The sequence below is a fragment of the Thermogemmatispora sp. genome (genome assembly GCF_042408735.1).
Classification (GTDB): Bacteria; Chloroflexota; Ktedonobacteria; order Ktedonobacterales; family Ktedonobacteraceae; genus Thermogemmatispora.
On record NZ_JBHOQV010000070.1, the window covers coordinates 14,154 to 39,656 of the forward strand.

Here is a 25,503-nt window from a genome sequence, read left to right on the forward strand (position 1 = left end):
CTTTTTTGGGAGGCCGGGGCGGTCGACGGACTGGCGCAGCCTTTGAAACTGCCTTTCATCTTGCCACCTGGGGCTGAAAAAAGGCCGCAGCGAGCCTGAAAATTTGCTGAAATGGGGTCGCGGGTGGCTCCACAAGGGCCGTCAGACCAGAGACTGGCCGTAAGAAAAATGGGCCTGGTCGGATGGCCACGGCGGAGGCAGGCCAGGAGAAGGGAACGATTCAGCAAATTTTCAGCCGGGCTTGCTATATACCATCAAGGTATTGTTCACTATCCCCAGGGGCCGCAGGAGCGACTGACAGGTCGGACAGGTCAGGAAGTTTCGGCTCCTGGAGAGACTCAGAGAGAGCAACGGCATTTGTGCTGTTAAGCGCTAGGGCACAGGATTTCAATCGACATGTTAGCGAGCAACAAGGAGCATAACGGTAGCAAGAACAAGCAGCCGACCGTTCTAATTGTTGACGACGAGCCGCAGATTATCGACTTTCTGCAGATGGGCTTTGTCTACGAAGGCTTTCAGGTCCTGGTGGCCACCAGTGGGCCGGAGGCCGTGCGTCTGGCCACGCAGCATCAGCCGGACATAATCATTCTGGACATCATGTTGCCTGGCTGCGATGGTCTGGAGGTCACGCGCCAGCTCCGGCGTAGCCACGACATTCCGATTATCATGTTGACCGCGCGTGACGAGGTTGACGATCGCGTCGCTGGCCTGGACTGCGGGGCTGATGACTACCTGACCAAGCCCTTTGCCTTCCGCGAGCTGATGGCGCGCACCCGGGCCGTGCTCCGCCGTCACGGCAACAACGTCGCCGACATCCTCTCTTTCCAGGACATCACCCTCGACCGTGGGACACATACCGTGACCCTGCGCGGCGAGCCGATCGATCTCACTCCGCGTGAGTTCAGCCTGCTGGAGCTATTCCTGATGCATCCGCGACAGGTTCTCTCGCGCGATACCATTCTCTCGCGTGTCTGGGGCTACGACTACGTCGGCGATGACAACATTGTCGAAGTCTACGTGCGGCATCTGCGCGAGAAGCTGCACGACAATCCACCACGGCTGCTGCAAACGGTGCGGGGGATCGGCTATACCCTGCGAGGCTAAAGCATGAAGAAGCGCGCCAATCTCCTTTCGCGGCTCTTACGCCACGTGCCAATTCGCTGGCGCCTGGTGCTGGTCTCACTTGGCCTTTTGACCCTCTTGCTCGGCTCGTTGGGAGTGGTCATCTCGCTGATTGCCGAGCAAGACCTGCTCTCTAACCAGGTCGATGTGCTCTGCAATGAGGCCCAGGTGGCCATCAAAGGTATCATGAGGGGCAACCAGGACCACCCTTTCCGTCTCTCCTACACCTTCCTGTCGCCGGCCAGGCCTTCCAGTGACTTTCTCTACACGGCCTCGACCCTGGCCTTTCGTCTGGTTAGTCCCAGTACTAACGCCGCTATTCTGGCCAGCGATGGCAGCGTGCTTGTCCCGGGCAGTAGCTCTCCCTTTGCCCTGCAGCCCATCACGGTACCTCCCGGACAGGTGCGCCTGGCCCTGCAGCGCAGCGATCAGCATCCTCCTTACCTGGTTCTCAAAGACAGCAATGGGCAGCCGCAGCTTGTAGTGTTTCTGCCCCTGGTCGACACCTTCCGCGATCACACCCTGGGTATTCTGCAGATCAGTACCTCGACCACGCCTATCGATGACTTTCTGACCACGCTCCACCTGACCCTTTTCATGGGGGTTGTGGTGCTGCTCGGCCTGGCGACCGCTCTGATCTATCCGCTGGTCAGTGTGGCTCTGCGCCCGCTGGTCGAGATCGAGCGCACCAGCCAGCGCATTGCCCGGGGAGAGCTGTCGATGCGCATCGAGCCGCCGCCGACTGACGACGAGATCGGGCGTCTGGCTCACTCCTTTAATCGCATGGTGGCGCAGCTCGAGACGGCCTTTCAGCGCCAGAAGCGCTTTGTCTCCGATGTTTCTCACGAGCTGCGCACGCCCTTAACGGCCCTGAGCGGCAGTCTGGAGATGCTGCTTCTGGGGGCGGACCGCGGAGATCTGGAGGCGGCGCGGCGCCTGGCGCGCGGTATGTATGCCGAGGTCCAGCGTCTGCAGCGCATGGTCGAAGATTTGCTGGTGCTGACGCGCCTCGACGCGGGCCGGCTGGAGATGAGGCGCGAGTTGATCAGGGCTGAGGACATTCTGGCCACGGTCTGCGAGCAGGCCGAGCATCTGGCACGCGGCCAGACGCTGCGTTGGAGTGTTGCCCCGGGCACGCCAGCCTTGCTGGGCGATAGGGATCGCCTGCGTCAGGCTCTGCTCAATATTGTCGATAATGCTCTGAAGTATACGCCCGCTGAGGGATCGGTCGAGCTGCTGGCCCAGGCGGCCGGTGGGGGACTGGTTTCGCTGAGCGTGCGCGATACGGGCGAGGGCATTCCTCCCGAGGCTCTGCCCCATGTTTTCGAGCGCTTCTTCCGGGCCGATCCGGCTCGCAGCCGGGCGGGACGCCGTCCCGGCGGCAGCGGCCTGGGACTGGCCATTACGCGTGAGCTGATTGAGGCCCAGGGGGGGAAGATCAGTCTGCAGAGCCAGCCCGGTGAGGGGACCACGGTTACAATCCTCTTTCCCGCCGCCGTCGAGGGGCGCGGCCTCCCGCGCAATCCTGAAGAGGCTGGCCGCGGTCGTAGTCTCTCTCAACCGGGGAGCCGCTGAGGCCGCACACCGGCCAACTGTACTCCGACGGATGATCCGGTGATCTGCTGCGATGGGGGGAGGATAGGATGGTTGTCGGTGCCTTTGGAGTGGCCAAAGAAGGAGAGGAGGGAGGGAGGGACGCCAGGAAGGGCGCCCCTCCTCAGCAGAACGAAGGTTGCAGGGTTGCTCTGGTCTGTTGGCCTTGACCGGTGGGCTGCGCGAGCCAGCGCGGCTCACTGAGGTACTTCCAGCCGCCATCGGCCAGGATGATCACGATCTTGCCTTCCTCCAGCCGCTCGGCCTGGCGCAGGGCTACGTCCAGGACGGCCCCGCTCGATGGGCCGGCGAAGATTCCCTCTTGCTCTTTGAGCTGTAGCGTGCGCTGCCAGGCTTGCTGGCTAGAGACCAGGACCCGCTCGTCGATGACTCGCAGGTCAAGCACCGGTGGCACAAAGCCATCGGCCAGATTGCGCAGGCCCTGGATGCTGTCACCCTGCACCGGCTCAGCCCCGATGACTCGAATGGCGGAATTGTATTCCTTCAGGCGGCGCCCGATGCCGGTCAGGGTCCCCCCAGAGCCAAGGCCAGCCACCACCATACTCACGTCGGGCAGATCGCGCAGCAGCTCCACGCCAGTGGTCTCATAGTGAGCCGCGGGGTTGGCCTCGTTGCCGTACTGGAAGAGCATCACATAGCGGGGATCGTCTCGTGCCAGCTCCTGGGCCAGGCGAATGGCGCCGTTGCTGCCCGCGGCTCCCGGCGAGGTGATGACCGTGGCCCCGTATAGCTCCAGCATGCGGCGCTTATCCTGGGTTCCCTTCTCCGAGACCACCGCTGTGAAGCGATAGCCTTTCATGGTGGCGATCAGGGCCAGGGCCACGCCCGTATTACCGCTGGTCGGCTCCAGCAGGATCGAATCGGGCTTGAGCAGGCCGCGCTCCTCGGCGGCCTCGATCATCTTGAGGGCAATACGGTCCTTGATGCTCCCCGAGGGGTTGGCTCCCTCCATCTTAGCAAAGATGTGCACGCGCGGGCGCGGGCTAAAGCTCTTGAGTTCGATCAAGGGCGTATTGCCGACAGTCTCTAGAATACTGCCATAGTACATGAGAAAAGACGTCCCTCCTTTCGTGGCGCTCAGAGAGCGCAGAGCGCCCTGCCGACGGTCAGCACCTCATCGACCATGGTCTGGATATCAGCCTCGGTCGTGGCGTAGTGCACCAGGCAGGCGCGCAGTAGCTCGCGACCACGCAGGCGCGTGCTGGTTAGGAAAACCCGCCCGCGGCGCTGGATCTCGCGCGCAAGCTGCTGATTGAGGCGGTTGAGTAGGGTTGGCTCATCGCGTAAGGTGGGCGGCGCGTAGCGGAAGCGCACGATACTCAGGGGGCCGCCCGAGATCAGCTCTAGCTCCTCATGTGAGGCGACCTCACTGGCGAGCAGGCGCGCCAGACTGATATTGTTGCTAATGGCCCGCGCCAGGCCGCTGCGGCCCGCCGTACGTACTGTGGCCCAGGCATCGAGGGCGCGGAAGCGCCGCGTTCGCTGCAGGGTGTACTCGGACATCCAGGTGGCGTCGTCCTCGTCATCGCTCTGGGTCAGGCGGAAAGCCTCGTGGAGGGCGGAGCCGTGGCGCACGAGGGCGCAGCCGCAGTCGATGGGAACCGAGAGCCACTTATGCTGGTCGGTGGCCAGGGAATCGACCTGCTCGATACCGCGGTAGAGCGGGGCGACACGCTCGTCGAGGATGCCGAAGGCGCCATAGGCCCCGTCGACGTGGAGCCAGAGGCCCTCGGCGTGACACAGTTCGGCCAGCTCGGCCAGCGGGTCGATGGCCCCCGTCTCGACGGTACCAGCGGTGGCCGCCACGCAGAACGGGCGTAGCCCGATGGCCCGGTCCTCGTGAATGCGTCGCTCCAGAGCCGTCAGGTCCATGCGGTAGTCGGGAGTGGATGGCACGATATGAATCGCGGCGCTGCCCAGGCCCATCGCTTCGAGCGAGCGGCGAATACTGAAGTGGCCCTGATCGGACTGGTAGAGCACAAACGGGGGATGGTTGCCCTGCAGGCCCTCACGGCGCACGTTCCAACCGTCTTGGGCGGCTGCCCAGTAGCGTGCAGCCTGCAGACAGGTGAAGTTCGCCTCGGATCCACCGCTGACGAAGACCCCGGCGCTGCCCTCTGTGGGGAAGCCGGCCAGCTCCATCATCCACTGCACGGCGCAGCGCTCCAGTTCCTGGCCGGCGTGATCGCCGATGCCGCAGTTGGGGTTCATGGCTGCTGCCAGCGGTTTGAGTAAGATGCTGGCGTGGGAAGGGGCTGAGTTGATCCAGCCGGCGAAACGTGGGTGACCGTTGCCCTGGGGGTAGGGCAGGATCAGCTCGCGCACCAGCCTCAGCGTCTCCTCGAAAGGCTGTCCCTCCTCGGGCAGAGCCTGTCTGCCGATCTGGCGGCGCACTTCAGCCGGCAGAGGCTGCCAGACGGGACGCTGCTCGATACCGGCCAAGTAGCGCTCCAGCTCCTCAAGAACCAGGTCTCCGTAACGGCGCAGGCGCTCTGGCTCGAAGGTGAGTCCAGGGGCGCGCATGAAGTTTGTCACTGTCATACTGGTAGTCGGTGCTCCTTTCTCTTCCCTCCAAGCATGCCACCGCTGTCTGAAATTTGGGCGCAGGCTTGCTAAAAATTCGCTGAATCTGAGCCGTCTGCCGGGGCAGTTGACAGAAACTTTACATTTTTTGGGTTTGTTGCTTGCTCTCTGCTCAGCTCAGTAAGATGGGGGTGAAAGCGCTCCTTCCAAAAGGCATCTGGCGAGCGTGCTCAGTTGAGCGGAGGGCGGCGGCGCTGGTCGGCCAGCCAGAGGCAATGTTCAAGCCAGCGTGAGCGAAGAAAAGCGCGACTAAGGTCTTCGCGCCGTCTTAGGAAGAGTGGCCGCCAGCCTGTGTGGAACCAGGTCAGAAGCTGCCAGCCGCGGCCCAAGCTGCTCCAGTGCAGGCTGCCGGTGGAGGTCCTGGCCTGATCTGGCTCTCATGCATCTCTTCAGAGCGCTGAAGGGGGAGGGGAAGAGGAGAACAAGAGAGGAAGGGAGACTCACCCCCCTCTAAAATAGGTCATGTCAGGGCCTGATTCGAAACTCGTTTGTGGCCGGCGCCCGGGGCGGCCCAAACCGGCCTGTTCTGGCTGAATAAATACATCTATTACAGTTTAGTAGATCAAAGTAGATTAAAGCTCTTTCGAAACTCGCCCCTTCATGCGCGCAGCCGACGAGTTGCGAAAATCCCCTCTGTCTGCTATACTTCTGAAAGAGTGGAAGAGGCAAAACGAGGCGCTGAGATCCCAAAAAAGGGCCTCACGTGAGGATACTGAAAGAAAGAATGAGGAATCACTCTCCCGGGGTGGCTCTCGAGGGGTTCGGTTACAGGGACCTCGATCTGCGTGAGGATACTGAAAGTTCACTGGCGCTAGCGCTATGCTAGCGCCAGTGAACTTTGTTGCAGGGACCTCGATCTGCGTGAGGATACTGGAGGAGCGCAGTCCGAGATTGCAGAGACCTCTCCGTGTGAGGATGCTGAAAGTTTGAGGATACTGAAAGTATGAGGTAAAATAGAGGAACAGATAGAGGGCGGAAACACTATTGCCTGCTGCTTTCCCAACGTTTTCGTTTTAACCAGCTTTTTCCTGCATAGCGAGTATGAGCTATGCGTTCAGGCAGGCCCGCCGCATAGACAAGCCCGCGCTGGGGCGGGCTTGTTGAGCGAGCAGAGCGGCCCGCAGCCAGACTCAGACAGGAACTGGAGAGAGAAGTATGCCAAAGTCCATGTTTGAGAAGATCTGGGAAGCGCATGTTGTACGTGACGTTCCCGGAGAGTCAACAATTCTCTATATCGACCGTCACCTGGTGCACGAGGCGACCTCGCCGCAGGCTTTTGCCGGCCTCAAGGCGGCAGGGCGCAAGGTCAGGCGTCCTGATGCCACGATTGCTGTACTTGACCACAACGTACCGACCCTCCAGGTGCGCGGCAGGCGGGTGCTGGAGCTGGTGGACCAGGCGAGCGCGCTCTGCATCACAACGATGGAGCAGAACGCCCGCGATTTCGGCATCACGCTCTTCGATATGAACGACGAGCGCCAGGGGATCGTACACATCATTGGTCCCGAGCAGGGCCTGACGCTTCCCGGTATGACCATCGTCTGCGGTGACTCGCATACCTCGACGCATGGGGCAGTAGGCGCGCTGGCCTTTGGCATCGGCACCAGCGAGATCGAGCACGTGCTGGCGACGCAGTGCCTGTTGCAGAAGAAGCCGCGCTCGATGAACATCCGCATCGAGGGGAGCCTTGGCCCGGGCATCACGGCCAAGGATATCGCGCTCTATATGATCGGGCGCCTGGGCACAGGTGTAGGCACGGGCCACGTCGTCGAGTTCAGCGGCTCGGCGGTGCGCAGTCTCTCGATGGAGGGCCGCATGACGCTGTGCAACATGGCCATCGAGGCGGGGGCGCGCGCCGGCATGGTGGCCCCTGACGAGACGACCTTTGCCTACCTCAAGGGCCGTCCCTTTGCGCCCAAAGGTGCCCTCTTCGAGAAGGCGGTCGAAGCCTGGAAGCAGCTACCCAGCGATCCCGGTGCCCACTTCGACACCGTCCACGAGATCAACGTCGATGGCCTGGCCCCGCAAGTGACCTGGGGCACCAATCCGGGCATGGTGGTCGATGTCACCGGCAGCGTGCCCGATCCCGCCGACGAGCCTGATCCACAGAAACGCCTGGCCTACGAGCGGGCCCTCAAGTATATGGGTCTGGAGCCGGGCCAGAAAATTACAGATATCCGCGTCGATACGGTCTTTATCGGCTCCTGTACCAATTCGCGCCTGGAGGACCTGCGCCTGGCGGCCCAGATCGTCAAGGGGCGCCGTGTGGCCCCGGGCGTGCGGGCCCTGGTGGTCCCCGGCTCGATGCAGGTGCGGCGCATGGCCGAGGAAGAGGGCCTGGCCGATATTTTCCGCGAGGCCGGCTTCGAGTGGCGCGCCTCCGGCTGCAGCATGTGCATCGCTATGAACGGCGACCGCCTGGGCGAGGGCGAGCGCTGTGCCTCCACAAGCAACCGCAATTTTGAGGGTCGCCAGGGAAAGGGCGGACGCACGCACCTGGTGAGTCCGCCGATGGCCGCCGCCGCCGCCATCGCGGGCCACTTCGTCGATATCCGCGATTTCTAGATCGTGAACAGATCTGACTGACCTGGCCTGGCCTGACTTCCAGTCCCAGCCGCTGGCAAAGCAAGACCAGGCCGGGTCCCTCAAGCAAGCAAGCAAGAGAGAGGTCGATCTGGCGCTGCAGTAACAAAGTAGAGAAGGAGGCAGAGCGAGACAATGGAACCCTTTACGCGCCTGAAGGGGCTGGTCGCCCCCTTGAATCGCACCAACGTCAATACCGACGAGATCACCCCGGCCCGCTTCCTGAAGACCATCAGCCGCACTGGCTTCGCCCAGGCCCTCTTCGCCAACTGGCGCTATCTGGGCGACGACCAGACGCCTAACCCCGATTTTGTCCTGAACCAACCCCGCTATCAGGGGGCCACGATCTTGTTGGCCGGCGATAATTTTGGCTGCGGCTCCTCCCGCGAGCATGCGCCCTGGGCGATCCGCGAATACGGCTTCCGCTGTGTGATCGCCCCCAGCTTCGCCGACATCTTCTACAATAACTGCTTCAACAATGGTATCCTGCCGGTGACTCTCCCCGAGCCGACGGTGCTGGAGCTGTTCAAGGAGGTCGAGGCGACCGAGGGCTATACCCTGGAAGTCGATCTGGAAGCCCAGACGGTAACGACGCCCGACGGGCGCGTCTTCCAGTTCCCGATCGATCCTTTCCGCAAGCAGGCTATGCTGCAGGGCCTCGACAATATCGGCTGGACGCTTTCGCATCTCGATGAGATCCGAGCCTACGAGGAACGCCGGCAGCAAGAAGCTCCCTGGGTTTTCAGCATCCAGTGACGATGCCGTCACTGGCTCTGGGTGGCTGGCAGATTGGCCGACTGGCTGGCTGGCTCTCGTCGCTCCTCAGATGGCCCTGGCCTTCCTCTTTTCTTCAACTCGCCTGGGCCTGGTCGCTGCGCTGACCCGCGTGCCGGCCTCCTGCTATCAGGCGGAGGAGGAGCGAAGCGAGGCGGAGGGTCGGCGGGACCGTCTATCTGCCGTGGCCGGCGCCGGAGTCACGGGCTTTGATAGCAGGCAAGCAGACCGGTCACCCTGTTCCGCGACGGGTCGGGCCTGAGCGACCGCTCCCCGCCTGGCCCGTCTGTGGCGGGGTGAAACCAGAGAAAAAGGAGCGCAAAGTGGCGATTCACCAGATTGATCCCGGTCTGGTCCCTTTTCAGATTCTTGATCCTGAAGGCAACCTGGTGGGAGAGATGCCCGCGCTCTCTCCGGAGCGCCTCCTCTATTTCTACCGCATGATGCGTCTGGCGCGGGCCTTCTCAGATCGCATTATTGCTATGCAGCGCCAGGGGCGGGCCACGACCTTTGGCTCCCTTACTGGCCAGGAAGCGGCCACGGTTGGACTGGCCGCGCCCCTGCAGCCGCAGGACTGGCTGGCCACCTCCTATCGGGAGATCGCCTCGCTGATCGTCAAGGGCGTTCCCTTGAGCACGCTGGTCTATTCCTTCCGCGGCTACACGCCTCCCAATTGGCCCGCTGAGACGCGCTGCCTCCCCTACCAGATTGTGATTGGAACGCAGATTCCTCATGCCGTGGGCCTGGCGATGGCCGCCAGGATCGCCGGCGACCCCGTAGTGGCGGTTGGCGTCTGCGGCGATGGAGCGACCTCTGAGGGCGACTTTAACGAGGCCCTCAACTTTGCTGGAGTCTTTCGCGCACCGGTAGTGATCATTGTGCAGAACAATGGTTGGGCGATCAGCGTCCCGCGCCATCGCCAGTCGGCGGCCCCCACCCTGGCGGCCCGTGGCATCGGCTTCGGCGTCCCCTCGGCCCTGGTCGATGGCAACGACATTCTGGCGGTCTACGAGACCGTGCGTCAGGCCGTGGAACGGGCGCGCGCCGGCGATGGGCCAACCCTGATCGAGCTGCTGACCTATCGCCTCGGTTCGCATACGACCGCTGACGATGCCAGCCGCTACCGCGATCCCGCTGAGGTGGAAGCCTGGCGCGCCAAGGATCCCATTGCCCGCTTGCAGAAGTTTTTGCGCCGGCGCGATCTGCTCAGCGAGGAGCAGGACGAGGAGATCGGCGCCTCCGTGCTGGAAGAGATCGATGCGGCGGTGCGCGAGGCCGAAGCTATGCCCCCGATGGCCCCCGATAGCTTCTTCGATTATGTGAGCGCGACCCTGCCGCCGCGCCTGCAGGAGCAGCGTGCCGAGCTGCTGCGCTTTGCAGGGCCGAGGCAGCCCACCGCCGGCTCAGGCTCCGGTGAGCAGCACTGAGGGGGAGGTGAGGATGATGACGGCGCGTCCGATGACGATGATTGAAGCGCTCAACAATGCCCTGGCGCTCGAGCTGGAGCGCGACGAGCGCGTGGTCCTGCTCGGTCAGGATATCGGCCTCAATGGCGGAGTCTTCCGCGTGACCGATCAGCTGCAGCGCCGCTTTGGCGAGCGGCGCGTTTTCGATACGCCGCTGGCGGAGTCAGCTATCATCGGAACCTCGGTCGGGATGGCGGTCTATGGCCTGCGCCCGATCGCCGAGATCCAATTTGCTGGCTTCCTCTTTCTATGTATGAGCCAGCTTGTGACCCAGGCGGCACGCATGCGCTTCCGCAGCGGGGGAGCCTTTACCTGCCCTCTGGTCGTACGCTCACCCTATGGCGGCGGGGTGCGCACACCCGAGCTGCATTCCGATAGTCTGGAAGGGGTCTTCTTGCAGACCCCCGGCCTGAAGGTGGTCATCCCCTCCAATCCGTACGATGCTAAGGGCCTCCTGGCCGCCGCCGTGGCCGATCCCGATCCGGTGCTTTTTTTGGAGAATATTAAACTCTACCGTTCTTTCCGGCAGGAGACGCCGGAAGAGTATTATACAGTGCCGCTGGGAAAGGCCAAGACGGTGCAGGCCGGCGAGGATGTCAGCGTCTTCGCCTACGGGGCGATGGTGCCGGTGGCGCTGGAGGCGGCCCGCCAGGCGCAGCAGGAGCTGGGGATCAGCGTCGAGGTGATCGATCTGCGTACGGTCTGGCCGCTGGATGAGGAGGCTATTGTCTCCTCGGTCGAAAAGACGGGGCGGGCTGTGGTCGTGCATGAGGCGCCGCGCGCCGGCGGCATCGGGGCTGAGGTGACGGCGCTCATCAATGAGCGTTGCCTCTATTCGCTGCTGAAGCCGGTGGCGCGTGTAACTGGCTACGATACGCCCTATCCGGTCCCCGGTGTGGAGGACTATTATCTGCCGACACCAGCGAAGGTGCTGGCTGCCCTGCGCCAGGTGATGGAACCCTGAGTCGGCGGCCAGAGCGCTTCCTGCGGCTGCCAGAGCCAGAGAACGCACTCCCGGCGTCAGAGGCTCTTGCTCGCAGGATTGCTGCAAAAGAAGCAGAGGAAGATAAAAGAGGAGACGCGGGCCACGGGCCAGCGGGCGGGCCGATGATGATGACGGCCGCCCTGGTTGGCCGTGCGCACTGAAGCCAGGCCCGCGTTGGAAGAGGTTCGTTATGGTCGAGTTCAGATTGCCCGATCTGGGCGAGGGTATGGAGGAAGCGGAGATTCGCCGCTGGCTGGTGCGCGTCGGTGAGCGCGTGACGGCCTATCAGGCGATCGCAGAGGTGGAGACCGATAAAGCTGTCACAGAGATTACGTCGCCGGTGACGGGCCGCGTGGCCGAGATTCGCGTCGGCGAGGGGACGATTGCGCGCAAGGGCCAGGTGCTGGTGGTCTTCGAGGAGGAAGCTGCCAGGCCGGAGGGAGAACGAGCAGCGGCGGCCAGGGAGGTAGCGCAGGCCGGGGCCGGTGTCGCCACGGCGGTGGTCACTGGTTCCAGCTCGGCCAGTGGTGGGCGGCGCCGTGTGCTGGCGGCCCCCGCTGTGCGCAAGCTGGCCTTTGAGCTGGGAGTCGATCTGGAGCAGGTACCTCCGTCGACACCCGAGGGGCGGGTGACGCTGGCCGATGTGCGGGCCTTTGCCGAGCGCCAGCGGAACCGCCAGGAGGCCCCGGTGACCCCGGCGGCCGGTGCCCCCGAGGCGGTCTCGGCCCCAACGACGGCGGCCACTGCAACCGCCGACGGCGCGCAACCAGCAGCGACCTCAGTTCCCGCAGCTCCGACGGCGGAGGAGGAGCGCCAGCCGCTGACGGGACTGCGTCGGCGCATTGCCGAGCGCATGGAACGCTCCTGGCGCACCATTCCCCATGCTACAGCCTTCGATGAGGCCGATGGGGGAGGCCTGGTGGCCTTGCGCGAGGCCCTCTTACCCGTGGCTGAGCGGCGCGGGCTGCGCCTCACCTATCTTCCCATTCTGGTCAAGCTGCTCATTCCCGTCCTCAAGGAATTTCCCATCTTCAATGCCAGCCTCGATGAGGAGCGGCGCGAGATCGTCTACAAGCGTGTCTATCACATTGGTATCGCTACCGCTTCGCCAGAAGGGCTGCTGGTGCCCGTGCTGCGCCACGCTGATCGGCTCAGCCTGGCGCAGATCGCTAGCGAGCTGGAGCGTCTCATCGAGGGTGGGCGCCGGCGCACGCTGCCTCTGTCGGAGCTGACGGGCAGCACCTTTACCCTCAACAATGTGGGAAGCTTCGGCGGTAGCTCTGGAACCCCCATTATCAACTATCCCGAGGCGGCCATTCTGGCCGTGGGCCGGCTCCAGGAGAAGGCGGTGGTTCGCGGTGGGTCCCTGGTAGCGCGCCCGGTCCTGCCCCTGGCTCTCTCCTTCGATCATCGGCTTATCGATGGGGCTCAGGCAGGAGCGTTCCTGGCGCGCTTCAAGGAGCTGGTTGAGAATCCGCAGCAATTGCTGCTCGATATGGTCTGATGTGAGTACCTGAGACTTCAAACAAAAAACTGAGACACTGACTCATGGTCCTGGCAGGAGGGCGCTTCGCCGGCGCAGAGCGAGGCGAGGAAGCCTGGCCTGGCTGGCTCTGGTCCTCCTGCGGCCAGCGTGTCGGAAGGAGGCCGACCGTGGCAACTGCCGAAGAGATTATTAAGGCCGTCGCCTTTCTGGTCAAGCAAGAGGGCAAGGAGGTTTTTAGCCGCGAGGATATTCGCCGCCAGCTCGGGATTGACCGCCCGACCTGGGAGCGCAGCTATACCGGAATCTTCCAGATGATGCGCTCGGACGGCGTTTCGAAGATCAAGTATGGGACGGCACGCCCGCGCCGGATCGATCAGGCCAGCCATCCCTTGAAGGTTGGGCCACGCTTCAAGGACGTCTTTCGCCGCGTCGAACATGGGCGGCATACCCTGACCGAGTATGGCTGGCGCCTCATCGATGAGGTTCTGGCCGAAGAGCGCTCTGGCTGATCTCGGAGGAAGAGGAGACGCGCCGGGGGAGCGGGAGGGGGAAGCCGCGGGACCTCGGCCAAGGGAATGGCCTGCGGTCCGCGCTGCCTTCCTCCTGGCCGCCGCTCGGGCGCGTCTCCATCAGGCAAATAGCAAAGAGCTACTTGCAGAAGACGTGAGAGAAGGAAGAAACATCTATGGTTGTCGGCGATGTGACCACCGCGGTCGATGTCCTGATCCTTGGTGGGGGGCCGGCGGGCTACGTGGCGGCCATTCGTGCCGCGCAGTTGGGGCGTCAGGTAACCCTGGTTGATCCCGAGCCGCCCGGAGGAACCTGCTTGCATCGGGGCTGCATCCCCCTGAAGGCTTTGCTGAGTGCCAGCGAGCGCTACGCTGAGCTGCACAGCCAGGGTCTGGCGTCGCTGGGCATCAGGGCGGCAGAGATAAGCTTCGATTGGGGCCGCCTGCAAGCCTGGAAAGCCAGCATCGTGGCGCGCCTGGCCGAGGGCGTGCGGCGCTTGCTGGCAGGCAATCGCGTTCAGTACGTGGCGGGACGGGCCTGGTTTCTTGGTCCCCAGGAGGTGCGCGTCGAGAGCGAACAGGGGGAGCGCTTCAAGTTCGAGCACTGTCTGATCGCTGTCGGCGCGGAGATGGTACCGCCGCCTGGGTTGGATTACGATGGGCGCTCCGTGTTGACGCCCGAACAGGCCCTCAGTCTGGCGGAGCTGCCAGAGAGCCTGACGGTGGCCGGAGCCGATTATCTGGCCCTGGAGCTGGCGACGCTCTTCGCGCGCCTGGGAGTGCGCGTGCAGCTCTGCTTGCCAGGTGACGAGCTGCTGCCGGGTGTGGAGACCTCAGCCTTGCGCCTGCTGCAAACCGGTCTGCGCCAGCTTGGCGTGCAGGTGATCAGCCAGAGGCCAGCTACCCAGGTGGAGGCGCGCCCGCTCGTGGCCTGCGGAGAGCTGCGTCCGCGGACGACAGGGCTGCAGTTGGAGGCGGCGGGTGTGCAGACGGATGAGCGCGGAGCCGTGCAGGTGTCGCCTTCGCTTCAGAGCAGTGCCCCGCGCATCTATGCCGCGGGCGATTGCACGGGCGGGCCTCCTCTGGCGAGCGTGGCCATCAAGCAGGGGAAGGTGGCCGCCGAGGCGCTCTGCGGGCGACGCGTCCGGTTTGCTCCTCTGGTGCTGCCGCGCGTGGTCTTGTCGTCGCCGGAATTGGCCTGCGTCGGCTATTCGGCGCAAGAGGCCCAACGAGCCGGCTACCAGGTTAAGACGGGACGCTTCCCCCTGGGTGCCAATGGGCGGGCCTTGATGCTCGGGGGCGAAACGGGAATGGCCCTGGTGGTGGCCAATGCCGAGGATGAGAGCGTTCTGGGTATGACGGTGGTGGGACCGCGAGCCGGCGAGTTGATCGCTATGGGGGGGCTGGCCATCGAGATGGGCGCCACCTTGACCGATCTGGCGGAGCTGCTCTACGCCCATCCATCGCTGGCCGAGTGCTGGCTGGAGAGCGCCGAGGGGGCGCTCGGCCAGGCCATCCATGTGCTGGGACGTGCCACGGCTGGCTGAGCGGGCCGCCGGGTCGACCTGCGCTCAGCCAACGGGCCTGCCAGCCTGTCTGACCGTCCGGCTGCTGCGCCGCTACAAGGCTCTCGCAGACCCCTCGCCTGTCAGAGGACGAGGGGAGGAAGGCGCGCGAGAGGGAGCGCCCGGGTGCTCGTTGTGGCAGCTCAGCCTCGATTAGTGGGCCGCGGCGGAGCGCCCCGACCCAAGCTTACCGCCAAGGATGCCGCAGATGAGGGCGAGCAGAAAGGAGAGCAGGTTGATAAAGATCAGGACGATGTAGAAGTCAAGGAGTTGACTGCTGGGCATGGAGGCGGCCCCTGTTCCCTCGTCGATGAGCGGCGACCGCGTGGCTGGCAGCATGGAGACGATGGTGATGATCAGCCAGACGCCGGTGCCCACGGTGGTCAGCAGGGCGGCGGTGCAGCCGGTTGTTCCCCCGACAGTGTACCCATCGTCGCGCACCCCCGTACAGCGCGCGATGATGCTCGCCAATAGCAAGGCCAGGCTACCGGGCAGCCCGAGCCAGAGGCCCAGCAGCATCAGCAGCCTGAGCTGCGGCGCCCACGTTAACCCGAGTTGGTCAAAGAAGAGCGCAAAGAGTAGCAGAAACTGGCCCGCTGCGACAATCGTCCCTCCCAACAGGCCAATGGTCAGTGGCAGGCGTTCACTCAGCGTCGGCTCACAGTGCAGCGATGTGTGTTGCATACTGCCCCCCGCCTGGGTTTGGCTGAACCAGGTCTCTCAGTTTCTCTATCCGTCTGCTTGTCTCTCCTGTGATATGGTACGTCTTGCGGGTAGAAGAGTTCTCGGCCAGGATTCCTGGATGTGCCGCTATTGTGACCTTGATCTGAACCGTTCTTGCCTCTAAGGCACTGCGCAGAAGTTATGCTCCTCTTCTATTTATGTATCCTTTTATGAAAATTTGCAAGACCATAGACAAAAGGGGGGTGAAGAAGAAAGTATACCGCTCGCTTCGTTGCTGGCGTTGATGTCACTTGAGTGTGACAGGTTGTTTCTTTTCTTGTGTACGTGACCGAGAGTGATTCGTCGCTACTTCTGACGTTCTACCGTTATGCGTGGCATTGCCGGGACGGTGGGCCGCCCTGGTTGCAATTGTCGGCGGTGGCTGGGCTGCCCATGAAAGACCCTCTCCTGGTTAGGACTCTCCCCGGTGAGCAACGCTCTCTTTCTGACAAGTAAGAGAGATAAAGGAGGGTTGAAGATCATGGCCGGTCTGGCCAATCTGATGAGGGCGCTGCTGCGCCTGCTCTGGTTCTTGCTCTCGACGCGCGTGGGCAACCTGGTGGCGGCCTGTGGGCTGCTGGTCGGCGGGCTGATCTGGGGCCTGACCTCGCATCAGGTCCACTACGAGGCCGCTCCTCCGATTACCTCCTTCGTGGTCTATTCCTCCCAGGAGGAGGGCTACGATTACGTGCGCATCAATGGCGGGATACTCTTCTTCATCATCAGGGAGAGCGATTTTTCGCCCTACCCCGGTCGGGTCTTCGAACAAATGCAGCCCTCGCTCCGCTCGCTGGTCTACGAGAGCGATTCGCCGCAGGCCGTGGAGCTGGACTTAGACAATGGGCAGCACGTGAGCGGCAGTGGTTACCCTGTGGTGGCCTTTACGGTGGTGACGGAGACTGGCCAGGTCTCGGCCTTTACAACCGCGGGCTACCGTGCCCATCCTCACGGGTTTTACGATGATCACTGGCGTCTGGCGACCTGGCTGCTGCTGGCAGGCTTGGCCTTCCTGATCTGGGTCGTGCTGGGGCCATTGGTCCTGGATCTCTGGCGGCTGCGTCGGAGCCTGGAACCAGGCTATGAGTCGTTCTCGACCCGGCGTGCCTATCGCTTGCTGGGCCGTCCGCTGAGAAACTCCTGGTGGGGACCGAAAAGGCCGCGTGAGATCGATCCGCGCGATCTGACGCGCTAAGCTGCTGGGCGGCCGCTCAGGCCGCCTGTGCCTGCCCGCTAGCGGGGGGAGGGGACAAGTGGCTTCTCCTCATGCTGAATGTTCCTGCCGGCCGACGATGGTCTTGGCCGCTCCAGGCCAGGAGCTGCCCGCCCGCTGGCCGCTCCGCCGAGATAGGAGGCGACGGACATTCCTCCTTTCAGAGGCCGGCTCTGGGCGGAGGAGAGGTCAGCCATGCCTGCCCAGGCTGGTCTGGCCTCCCGCCCTATCCCTCCCGCTCGGGGCCACGGCCGCCACACAGGCAGGCAGTCTTCTCAGCGACGGCTGACACCTTGCTCAACCGGTGCAAGCGCCCTGACCGGTAAGACGCCAGCGCTGTGGGGCCTGGCCGGCCTTCTTCCCCAGCCTGGCGCTCATCTCATCGCTCGTCCTGATGCTTGCCAGAGCGGAAGGCCATGCTGCCTGGCTTCCCAGCACGTTTTCTGGCTCAACGAATCCCAAGAGAGCCTGTGGACTCTGGTCGAGACCCCGGCAGCCCTCACGAGCCGCTATTGCTTGGGCGCTTCGCTTCCCCTATGGCCTGTCCCGGGCGGCATTTTTCGGCCAGGCGGCGCGAGAGGCTGGATAGGCCGGCCCGACCCTGTTGCAGAGGCCGCGAGGGAGAAGACATGACACCTGCGAGCTGCGAGCTACCTGGACGCGGACAACCTGGCCTCTCTTCAGATAGAGGCTTGCCTGCATGGGGCTGGCAGCAGGCTGACAGACTGGCCGCAGTGGCAGGGCCGAGCGCCCTGGCTTGCGCCGGGCTGGGCTGACCAGAGCATGCAAGAAGAGCGAGCGGGAAGGTCCCAACTCGCTCTTCGCTAGTGAAGCAGGGGTCAGTCTTGGATTGGAGGACGGTTCAGGCCGAGGGACTGGCCTGGGGTGGGCGGGTAATCGCTCCCTCGGAAGCCGAAGAGACCAGGGCCGCGTACTTGGCAAAGACACCGCTGGTATACCGCGGCGTTGGTGGCTGCCATTGAGCCAGGCGGGCGGCGATCTCCTCGGCGGACAGTTCGACGCTCACCGTGCGTTTTTCGACATCGATGACGATTGTATCGCCGTCGCGCAGGGCAGCCAGCGGGCCGCCCACCGCTGCCTCGGGGGCGATATGGCCAACCATCAGCCCGCGCGTCGCCCCGCTGAAGCGGCCATCGGTCAGGAGGGCCACCGTCTCTCCCAGGCCCTCGCCCACGATGGCGCTGGTCACGCCGAGCATCTCGCGCATCCCTGGTCCGCCGCGCGGTCCCTCGTAGCGAATCACCACCACATCGCCTGGCTGAATTTGGCGCCCGATCACTGCCTGCATCGCATCCTCCTCGCGGTCGAAGACGCGGGCCGGACCGCGATGATAGAGGCGCTCATGGCCAGCGATCTTTACCACACAGCCCTCAGGGGCCAGGTTGCCCTTGAGAATCACCAGGCCGCCATTCGGCTTAATGGGGTTCTCCACTGTGCGCACCACATCCTGACCTGGCGTCTCCTGGGCCTGGGCGGCCTCCTCGCCGATTGTGCGGCCGGTGGGCGTCAACTGGTCGCCGTGCATCAGGCCGGCCTCGATCAGGCGTTTGGCCAGCAAGGGGGTGCCGCCGGCGCGGTCCAGATCCAGGGCCACGTAGCGCCCGCCCGGCTTCAGGCTGGCGATCAGCGGCGTACGACGGCTAATAGCATCGAAATCATCGATCGTCAGGGGGATGCCGGCCTCGCGGGCCAGGGCCAGCAGATGCAGCACGGCGTTGGTCGAGCCGCCCGAAGCCGCTACGCCGGCGATGGCGTTCTCGAACGATTGGCGGGTCAAAATATCGCGCGGGGTCAGGCCGCGCTGGAGCATATCCACCACCAGGCGCCCGCAGCGCTCAGCCACCTCATCCTTGCGCGGATCGGTGGCCCCGACGCTGGCTGTCCCCAGGGGAGAGAGGCCCAGAAATTCGAGGGCCATCGCCATCGTGTTGGCGGTATACTGGCCGCCGCAAGCCCCGGGGCCGGGACAGGCCACGTTTTCCAGCTCGTGTAGATCGCTCTCGCTCATTCGACCGGCGGCGGTGGCCCCGATGGCCTCGAAGACATCCAGAATCGTCACGTCCTGGCCGCGGAACTTTCCGGGCGCGATTGAGCCTCCATAGAGGACGAGACCGGGCACATTCAAGCGGATCAGAGCCATCGCTGTTCCGGGCAGCGTCTTATCGCAGGCCGCCAGCGCGATGACCGCATCGAACATCTGGCCCTGGCTGACCAGCTCGATCGAGTCCGCGATCACCTCGCGGCTAATCAGCGAGGCTTTCATGCCCTCGGTGCCCATCGAGATGCCATCGCTGACCGCGATGGTGTTGAACTCCATCGGCGTGCCGCCGGCGGCGCGGATGCCCGCCTTGACCCGCTCGGCCAGGCGGCGCAGATGGAAATTGCAGGGCATCGTCTCAATCCAGGTATTGGCCACGCCGATCAGGGGACGCTGCAGGTCCTCATCGCGGAAGCCGATGGCCTTGAGCATAGCGCGGGCGGCAGCCCGCTCGCGCCCATCGATCAGCACCCGACTGCGGTGCCGGGGATCAAAAGCCATATGAGATGCCTCCATCGATATACTGCCTGTATTATATCCGATAGCGGAACGCCTTGCGTGCGCCGGCTGGTTTCCGCCGATGAGCGCTCTGTTGACCAGCACCAGCACAATGGCGCTGGCCACATCAGACCATCCAGCCGCCAGTCAGGAATTGAAAGAGGGCGAAGCTGAGAAGGCTGACTGAGAGCGCTGGATAGAAGCGCTCGACGAGGTGTTGTCTGAGCCAGCCCTCTCCCGCGGCAAGCCTGGCCAGCGGCACAAAGGCGGGTACGACCGTCAACATGTAGCGTGGGAAGGCGTTGAGCGGCGCGCCGCTGTTGGCCGTCGGCCAGAGGATGCTGAAGACGAAGAAGGTCAGTGCGTAGATAGCATAGCTCCGTGAATCACGTGGAAACTTCCATGGCCCTACAAGGCAGAGAACGACCAGTATCAGGATCAATAGAACGCATGCCAGATCATAGGCGTTATGGATCATATCGAATGAGAGCGAGGGACGGCGCAGGAAGGCCAGCGCTGTCAGCAGAATGCTGCGACCAGGGAATTCAAGCTGACGGTGCCAGACGGCTTGAGCGTGGGCAAAGGCGAGGGGATCGGCGAAACGCTGGTAGCAGTAGAGGGCAAAGAGCGCCGTGCCCAGAGGGATGAGGGCCCCCGCCAGCAGGTCGAGGCGCAGCGCCCGCAGCCGCCAGCCGTGCTGGCTGAGGTATTCGTAGGCGAAAACAATCACCAGCAGGAGACCGGCGGAGCGCGTCAGGGCGGCCAGGAAGCCATAGAGACCGGCCCACCACCAGTGCTGGTGGCGCAGCTGGTAAAAGCTCAGAAGCGCCAGGGCGATAAAGAGGGATTCGCTGTAAGCGGCGGCCAGGAAGAAAGCCGAAGGAAAGAGGACGTAGAAGAAGACAACCCGCTCGGCCAGGGCGGGAAGGCAGTCCTCGGCCAGCAGGCGGTAGAGGACAGTGAGCAGGACGAGGCCGGCGGCGTTGGCGATCAGGAGGCCAGCCAGGTGGACATCGCCGATCAGAGAGCCAAGCAAGTGCTCCATCAGAGGAAAGAGGGGGAAGAAAGCCGTCTGCCACCAGAGACGGTAGCCCCCGGTGGCGATCAGGATGTAGTGGCCGGCATCCCAGTGCTGCCAGCTCTGCAGCAGGCTTCTCAGAGGCAGTGTCTGGGAGCTGAAGTTTGGCAGCTTGAAGAGCGGTGCCAGATAGGTAATGATGGCAAAGATCAGATGACTGAGCAGATAGGCGGGCAGGATGGCTTTGCAGGCACTCGCCCAGGAGCGCCAGCCTGCGCCAGCAAACCGGCAACATCCTCTGCCTGCCCCAACTGTTGCCTGCGCCGGTGAATCGCCCTTGTCGCTGCCAGGTTGACGGCGAGCGGTGGTCCGCTCGCGCCCATCGATCAATAGCTGATTGCGGTGCCGGGAAGCAAAGGTCATAGCAAAGCCTCCCTACCTGTAGTGTATACTCTGCTATTATACTCCCCGTGCTTCTAAAGGCAAGAGAGCATGCGTCTCGCCCCCTTTGGACGCAAAAAGCTGACCCGTCAGGCAGGGGAAGCGCTTGAGCCGGCTTGGAGCGTGGACTGAGTGGCCAGGGAGTGACGCGGGGCGGCCCCCGGCGGAGCGACGCCGTCCAAAGCGAGGGAGAAGAGAGCCAGTCATCCTGACCAGCCCTCTTCTCATCCGATACAACAGAAAAAGCAGGAGCAGGGTCCAGAAAAGGGAAGGAGATTATCTAGCTGTCCTGCCGCCGAATATAGCGCTCCTGGCTTCCCGGCTGAGGCAGCACACCCCAGCGCCCTGGCTGGTAGCCCTGACGGCCCAGCGTCACCAGCATAATCAGCACGGCGATGCCCAGGAACAGGATATTAAAGACCGTCATAATGCTTTCCTGGACGTTGGGTGAAAGGTTAGGGGAGAGAAGCACCTTGATAGTTGAACCCGCCATATTGACTGAAGTATGGCAGAACATCGTGATGAGCGCACTGCCTGTGCGATTGTAGAAAGTCGTGATGTAGACGTTGAACACTAATACATCGAAGAAGAAATCCACCAGGTACGGAAGCGGAGCGGTGTAGTGGATATACGCCGGATAGAGGACGATCAAAGGCACATGCCAGACGAACCAGAGTACGGCCACAATCAGGCTCCCGAGGAAGGGGCCGCGAACCTGTTCCAGACGAGGGAGAGCGAAGCCGCGCCAGCCGATCTCTTCGCCCAGAGGGCCCCCGAAAACAAAGACTATCAGTGCATGCAAGAGCCAGGGGCCGCTCGCTCCAGGCAAGCCACCCCAGTTAAAGAGCGTAGCCATATCGGCGGGTGTCACTGGCTGCTGGCGGACGAGCAAGAGGCCGATCGGAGCGGCGACCAGGAGCAACAGCGGTATACCCAAAAGGCTAAGCAGGTACCACTGCAGGCCCACACGCCACTTGAAGACGCGGCTGAACAGCTCGACCAGTCCTTGGCGCCCGCTGCTCAGGGCGGTGACCAGGATGGCCGCCAGAGCCGGACCAATGAAGGTGCCGACTCCCGACAACTGATAGAAGGTATGATAGGGGAGCACCTTCAGCCCCTCCTGGGAAAGGTAGAGAGGAATCCAGGCGGTCCAGCTAAAGCCGAAGGCCAGTACATAATAGCACAACAAGGGATGACGCTGGACAAAAGAGCCTCCGTGTGGGCCGGTGATCGCGGCGCTGCCGAGCGGGCTGGCGCCTCGGGCAGTATCCTCTACCATAGAGAAGAGCCTCCTTCTTGCTCATCGACAGAAAGACGGACAGGGTAGGCAGGCAGGCGGTTCCGCCGAAGGGGCAGCAGACTCGGTGGATACCGGCGGGCGCGCCTGATCTGCGGAGAGTATGCGCCCTCGAGGAGGCCGAGGCCAGACAATCTGCCCATTATCTGCTGATCAGGTACTCATTATGAGCCTGTGCGTAGTCTCATCTTAATAGGTGGCACTAGCACAGCACGGCCTGGACCTGGAGGAGGGCGATGTCAGACACCACCCGGCTACCGCGCTACAGCAGCAACATACGGAGCGAGCGCGAGCTGCGCGGCTGGTCGCAGGCGCGACTCGCCGAAGAGCTGGGGACGACGCCTGGCACAGTCAGCAACTGGGAGCGGGGCATCATCATGCCCTCGGCCTATTTCCGCGAGCGGCTCTGTCAGGTTTTTGCCAAAGACGCCGTGCAGCTTGGCCTGGTTGCGGAGAGCCAGGAAGCCCTCCCAGCCCCTCCCCTGGAGAGGCTGGCGGAAGCCGGCCTGCCCAGCCTGCAGCGAGGCTGGTCAAACCGCGCTCGCCTGATGGAGAAGGTAGCCCTCTACTGGCTACACGGCGTTCTCGAACCCTCGCTGCGGACCCTGCCCGATCTTCGCCTGTGCCTGGCCTGGGAGTCAGGAGCAGTGGCCAGTCTGGTAGAGGACCTTCCTGGGTCGTCCTGTGCTTCCGCCGGCCCCCTGCCAGAGGGAACATCGCTCCTCGACTGCTATGACGAAGCGCTGGGCGAGTTATTGCTGCTCGGCGAGCCGGGTGCTGGCAAGACCACCCTGCTGCTGAGCCTCCTGCGCGAGCTGCTGAGGCGGGCCAGCGACGACGAGCGCCACCCGCTCCCGGTGGTCTTTCCACTCGCCTCCTGGGCCAGACGCCAGCCGCCGTTAGAAGACTGGCTGTTGCAGGAGCTACAGCGTCTCTACCAGGTCCCGTCGCGCCTGGGGCGAGCCTGGCTGCAGGCTGAGCAGATTCTTCCCCTGCTGGATGGCCTCGACGAAGTCCCGGCTCAGCAGCGCAGCGCCTGCATCCGCGCCATCAACGCCTATCGACGTGAGCATGGCCTCCTACCGTTGGTCGTCACCTGTCGCAGTGACGCCTACTACGCCCAGCCAGAGCGCCTCTCTCTCCAGGGCGCCGTGGCCATTCAGGGTCTGACTCCGGCCTATGTGCGAGCCTATCTCGCCCGCCATTCAGAGGCTGACGAGCGCAGTGCCGTGCTTGCCTGCGATCCTTCCCTGCTTGAAATGATCACCAGTCCCTTGCTGCTGAGTATTGCCAGAGAGATGCTGGTAAGTCGAGGAAAGAAGCTCTGTGAGGTCAAAGAAGGGAGTTGGCAGGGGGAGCAACTCTTGTGGAGCTATAGCGAGCGGCTCATGGCACGCAGCCAGCGGCGCTATGGCCTGACGCCAGCCCGGCTACGCCGCTGGCTTGGTTGGCTGGCGCAGCAGCTCCTGGGGCATTCTCAAGCTGCATTTCTTCTGGATCAGCTCCAGGCGAGCTGGCTGCCGGCGCGAAGTTGGGGGCGCCGTTGCTGGAAGCCGCTGACCGGGGCCTTGTGGGGTCTGGTCTTTGGCCTGGCCAGCGCCCTTCTCTTCACGGTTGTTCTTATAGGCCCCTTTTCGACATTTGAAGCCGCGCATACCTATCTGGGGCCCGGACTGCTGGCTGGTCTGGTCACCGGGCTGGCCACCTGTGCCCTGCGCGGAGCGTGCCCTTGGAAGGTGCGCGGACAGCGCGCCCTGCTGGCTGGGGGAAGCTTCGCCCTGGTCTTCGGTCTGGCTCTTGGGCCGGCAGCCGGTCTGGTTTTTGGCCTCCTCGGAGGCTTGTTAGCCTGGTCAGGGATCATACGCCATTTCGGTGGCCGAATCGAGCTGACCGAGGCGCCCACCTGGTCTGGGCGGCTCCTCTGCTGGCGTCTCAAGCGCTTCATGCCCTTGCTGCTCGCCTCTCTGGCTCTGTGTGGATTCATTCTGACGACCCTCACGCTGTTAGTAGGACGGACCTCGCTCGCTACGGCTGTGAGCGCCGCCTTTCTGGTCTTACTCTTTCTGTGCGTGGCAGGTGCCTTTGTGGGGAGCTTCCTGGGGGGCCTCTCCTGGAGCACGCTGGCGGAGCCGAAGTTTTTATGTCCCGCCGAAGGGATCTGGCGCGCCGGGCGCTATGCCCTGATCTACGGCCTGAGCGCCATCGTGATCGCTCTCGTCTTGCTTCTCGTGGCCATCCAACTTTTTGCCTGGCTTTGTGCCCTCCTGATCGCCCTCCTCACGGGTCCCCTACCGTTCGTCTCGCTCCCTGACACCCTGCAGTCCTTGCTTCCTGAAACGCTGGCCCTGCTTTTCCCATGCATAGGAATCGGCCTGGCCCTGGCCTGGAACTCCGGTGGGGCCGCCTGGCTCCAGCATCTCCTGCTGCGCCTCTTCCTCTTCTCTGCCGGCTGCCTGCCGCTGCGAGCCGTACACTATCTAGAGATCGCCGTAGCCGAAGGGCTGCTGCGTCGGGCCGGCGGTGCCTATCTCTTTTCTCACCGTCTCCTCCTGGAGCACTTCGCCGCTATTGCAGAGGAAAAGGCCGTTGTGTGCCTCCGTCAACAGGCCCCCCTGGCTGGCAGCCCAGCCATTGAGAAGCCACCGTCCTAGCTCTGCTCTATCTCTCTCTGCGCCTCTTCCTCTCTCGCCCTGCCTTCTTCCGCAGCGTTGATCGCTCGAGCTGTCGACTGGTTTCTCTGGCGGAAGCTTTTCCCGAGCGCGGTCTCCGCTCTGATCGAGACAGCGTGAAACGAGAGCCAAAACAGAGCGAAAAAAGAGCGCTTCGTGGTAAAGTCGGGATGGTGCAGGCACGACGGCGCCGGCGCCAGGCAGACCCTTCCAACCAGCAAGACGGGGGGCATATGTCACAGAGTGAGATGAGCAGCGCCTGGACTATGGCGGCAGTCACCTTCGTTCTCAAGAATCTGCTGGAGAACGCCCTGATCGAGCGGGCAGGGCAGGCAGGTCTGGGGGAAGTGCTCATCACCGCCTTGCCACCGGACCGCGTTGCTCTGGGAGCGGAGGAGCGACCTCAGCTCAACCTCTATCTCTATCGTCTGACCCCCGACTCAAGCTGGCGACAAAGTCCACCAGGCAAAGAAGCTGGTTCCGAGGGAGCTGAAGCCGGCTGGCAGCCTCCGCCGGTCCTGACCTTGAAATTTCACTACTTGCTCAGCGCTTACGGTGAGCGCGATGGGCAGGGCGAGATGCTCATGGGGTTGGCCATTGACTGCCTGCAGCGAGCGGCCCTGCTCAAGGGGCAGCAGCTCCAGGGCCTCTTACAGGTGCCGAGCGCCGGCGGCTCAGGACAGGGGCGCACAAACATCCTGCAGCGCCTGGCCAGAGCGGCGCCGCTGCAGGCGCTGCACATTCGGCCTGAATTCCTCGGCATGGAGGAGCAGGCCCGGCTCTGGAGTGCCTGGCAGGCTCACGCTCGCCTCTCAATGACCTACGAAGTCGCAGTTGTGCTCAAAGAAAGCCGGTCGAGCCAGGGCAGCGCGTCTAAGCGCGGCATCACAAGCTGAAGGGC

18 protein-coding genes are annotated in these 25,503 nt (G+C 63.5%); 12 read left to right on the top strand and 6 right to left on the bottom strand.

Annotation, left to right across the window (positions count from 1 at the left end; translation table 11 throughout):
• The first annotated feature begins 396 nt into the window (after positions 1-396).
• Positions 397-1,104, top strand: coding sequence for a response regulator transcription factor (locus ACFMO7_RS05415; protein WP_376794495.1), 708 nt, complete (start codon positions 397-399; stop codon positions 1,102-1,104).
• Between the two features lie 3 nt (positions 1,105-1,107).
• Positions 1,108-2,697 (top strand): sensor histidine kinase, encoded by a 1,590-nt coding sequence (locus ACFMO7_RS05420; RefSeq protein ID WP_376794496.1) that lies wholly within the window; start codon positions 1,108-1,110, stop codon positions 2,695-2,697.
• Between the two features lie 142 nt (positions 2,698-2,839).
• Here ACFMO7_RS05420 and ACFMO7_RS05425 read toward each other — a convergent pair whose 3' ends face one another.
• Together ACFMO7_RS05425 and ACFMO7_RS05430 are read right to left on the bottom strand one after the other, a co-directional pair.
• On the bottom strand, positions 2,840-3,784 hold the full coding sequence (locus ACFMO7_RS05425; RefSeq protein ID WP_376794497.1) for a PLP-dependent cysteine synthase family protein: 945 nt from the start codon (positions 3,782-3,784) through the stop codon (positions 2,840-2,842).
• A 29-nt stretch (positions 3,785-3,813) separates the two neighbouring features.
• Positions 3,814-5,277 carry a pyridoxal phosphate-dependent decarboxylase family protein gene (locus tag ACFMO7_RS05430; protein ID WP_376794498.1) on the bottom strand — a complete coding sequence of 488 codons (1,464 nt, stop codon included), beginning with the start codon at positions 5,275-5,277 and terminating at the stop codon, positions 3,814-3,816.
• Between the two features lie 1,197 nt (positions 5,278-6,474).
• Between ACFMO7_RS05430 and leuC the strand changes: the two genes are divergently transcribed.
• From leuC to ACFMO7_RS05465, 7 genes are all read left to right on the top strand, one after another.
• Positions 6,475-7,884: a 3-isopropylmalate dehydratase large subunit gene (gene leuC / locus ACFMO7_RS05435; protein ID WP_376794499.1), complete on the top strand. Its 1,410-nt coding sequence runs from the start codon at positions 6,475-6,477 to the stop codon at positions 7,882-7,884.
• A gap of 153 nt (positions 7,885-8,037) precedes the next feature.
• Entirely contained in the window at positions 8,038-8,658 is a 621-nt protein-coding gene (leuD, locus tag ACFMO7_RS05440; RefSeq protein WP_376794500.1) for a 3-isopropylmalate dehydratase small subunit, read from the top strand.
• 341 nt (positions 8,659-8,999) lie between these two features.
• The gene (pdhA, locus tag ACFMO7_RS05445) at positions 9,000-10,103 is read left to right on the top strand and encodes a pyruvate dehydrogenase (acetyl-transferring) E1 component subunit alpha (protein WP_376794501.1); all 1,104 of its coding nucleotides are present in this window, start codon (positions 9,000-9,002) and stop codon (positions 10,101-10,103) included.
• A gap of 13 nt (positions 10,104-10,116) precedes the next feature.
• Entirely contained in the window at positions 10,117-11,106 is a 990-nt protein-coding gene (locus ACFMO7_RS05450; protein ID WP_376794502.1) for an alpha-ketoacid dehydrogenase subunit beta, read from the top strand.
• Between the two features lie 211 nt (positions 11,107-11,317).
• The gene (locus ACFMO7_RS05455; RefSeq protein ID WP_376794503.1) at positions 11,318-12,631 is read left to right on the top strand and encodes a dihydrolipoamide acetyltransferase family protein; all 1,314 of its coding nucleotides are present in this window, start codon (positions 11,318-11,320) and stop codon (positions 12,629-12,631) included.
• Between the two features lie 149 nt (positions 12,632-12,780).
• Positions 12,781-13,122: a hypothetical protein gene (locus ACFMO7_RS05460; protein WP_376794504.1), complete on the top strand. Its 342-nt coding sequence runs from the start codon at positions 12,781-12,783 to the stop codon at positions 13,120-13,122.
• A gap of 176 nt (positions 13,123-13,298) precedes the next feature.
• Complete coding sequence (locus tag ACFMO7_RS05465; RefSeq protein ID WP_376794505.1) at positions 13,299-14,669, top strand: dihydrolipoyl dehydrogenase family protein; 1,371 nt, start codon at positions 13,299-13,301, stop codon at positions 14,667-14,669.
• Positions 14,670-14,840: 171 nt separating this feature from the next.
• On the opposite strand, the gene ACFMO7_RS05470 is transcribed toward ACFMO7_RS05465, so the two are convergent.
• Positions 14,841-15,371, bottom strand: coding sequence for a hypothetical protein (locus ACFMO7_RS05470; RefSeq protein ID WP_376794506.1), 531 nt, complete (start codon positions 15,369-15,371; stop codon positions 14,841-14,843).
• Between the two features lie 520 nt (positions 15,372-15,891).
• Here ACFMO7_RS05470 and ACFMO7_RS05475 point away from each other — a divergent pair.
• A complete protein-coding gene (locus ACFMO7_RS05475) occupies positions 15,892-16,602 on the top strand; it encodes a hypothetical protein (RefSeq protein ID WP_376794507.1) in 711 nt (236 codons plus the stop codon).
• An 880-nt stretch (positions 16,603-17,482) separates the two neighbouring features.
• On the opposite strand, the gene ilvD is transcribed toward ACFMO7_RS05475, so the two are convergent.
• From ilvD to ACFMO7_RS05490, 3 genes are all read right to left on the bottom strand, one after another.
• Positions 17,483-19,180, bottom strand: coding sequence for a dihydroxy-acid dehydratase (ilvD, locus tag ACFMO7_RS05480; RefSeq protein ID WP_376794508.1), 1,698 nt, complete (start codon positions 19,178-19,180; stop codon positions 17,483-17,485).
• A 124-nt stretch (positions 19,181-19,304) separates the two neighbouring features.
• Entirely contained in the window at positions 19,305-20,618 is a 1,314-nt protein-coding gene (locus ACFMO7_RS05485; protein ID WP_376794509.1) for a mannosyltransferase family protein, read from the bottom strand.
• A gap of 298 nt (positions 20,619-20,916) precedes the next feature.
• Positions 20,917-21,915: a CPBP family intramembrane glutamic endopeptidase gene (locus ACFMO7_RS05490; protein ID WP_376794510.1), complete on the bottom strand. Its 999-nt coding sequence runs from the start codon at positions 21,913-21,915 to the stop codon at positions 20,917-20,919.
• Between the two features lie 254 nt (positions 21,916-22,169).
• Between ACFMO7_RS05490 and ACFMO7_RS05495 the strand changes: the two genes are divergently transcribed.
• Positions 22,170-24,584, top strand: coding sequence for an NACHT domain-containing protein (locus ACFMO7_RS05495; protein WP_376794511.1), 2,415 nt, complete (start codon positions 22,170-22,172; stop codon positions 24,582-24,584).
• Between the two features lie 251 nt (positions 24,585-24,835).
• Positions 24,836-25,498 carry a DUF4255 domain-containing protein gene (locus ACFMO7_RS05500; RefSeq protein ID WP_376794512.1) on the top strand — a complete coding sequence of 221 codons (663 nt, stop codon included), beginning with the start codon at positions 24,836-24,838 and terminating at the stop codon, positions 25,496-25,498.
• The last annotated feature ends 5 nt before the right edge of the window (positions 25,499-25,503 follow it).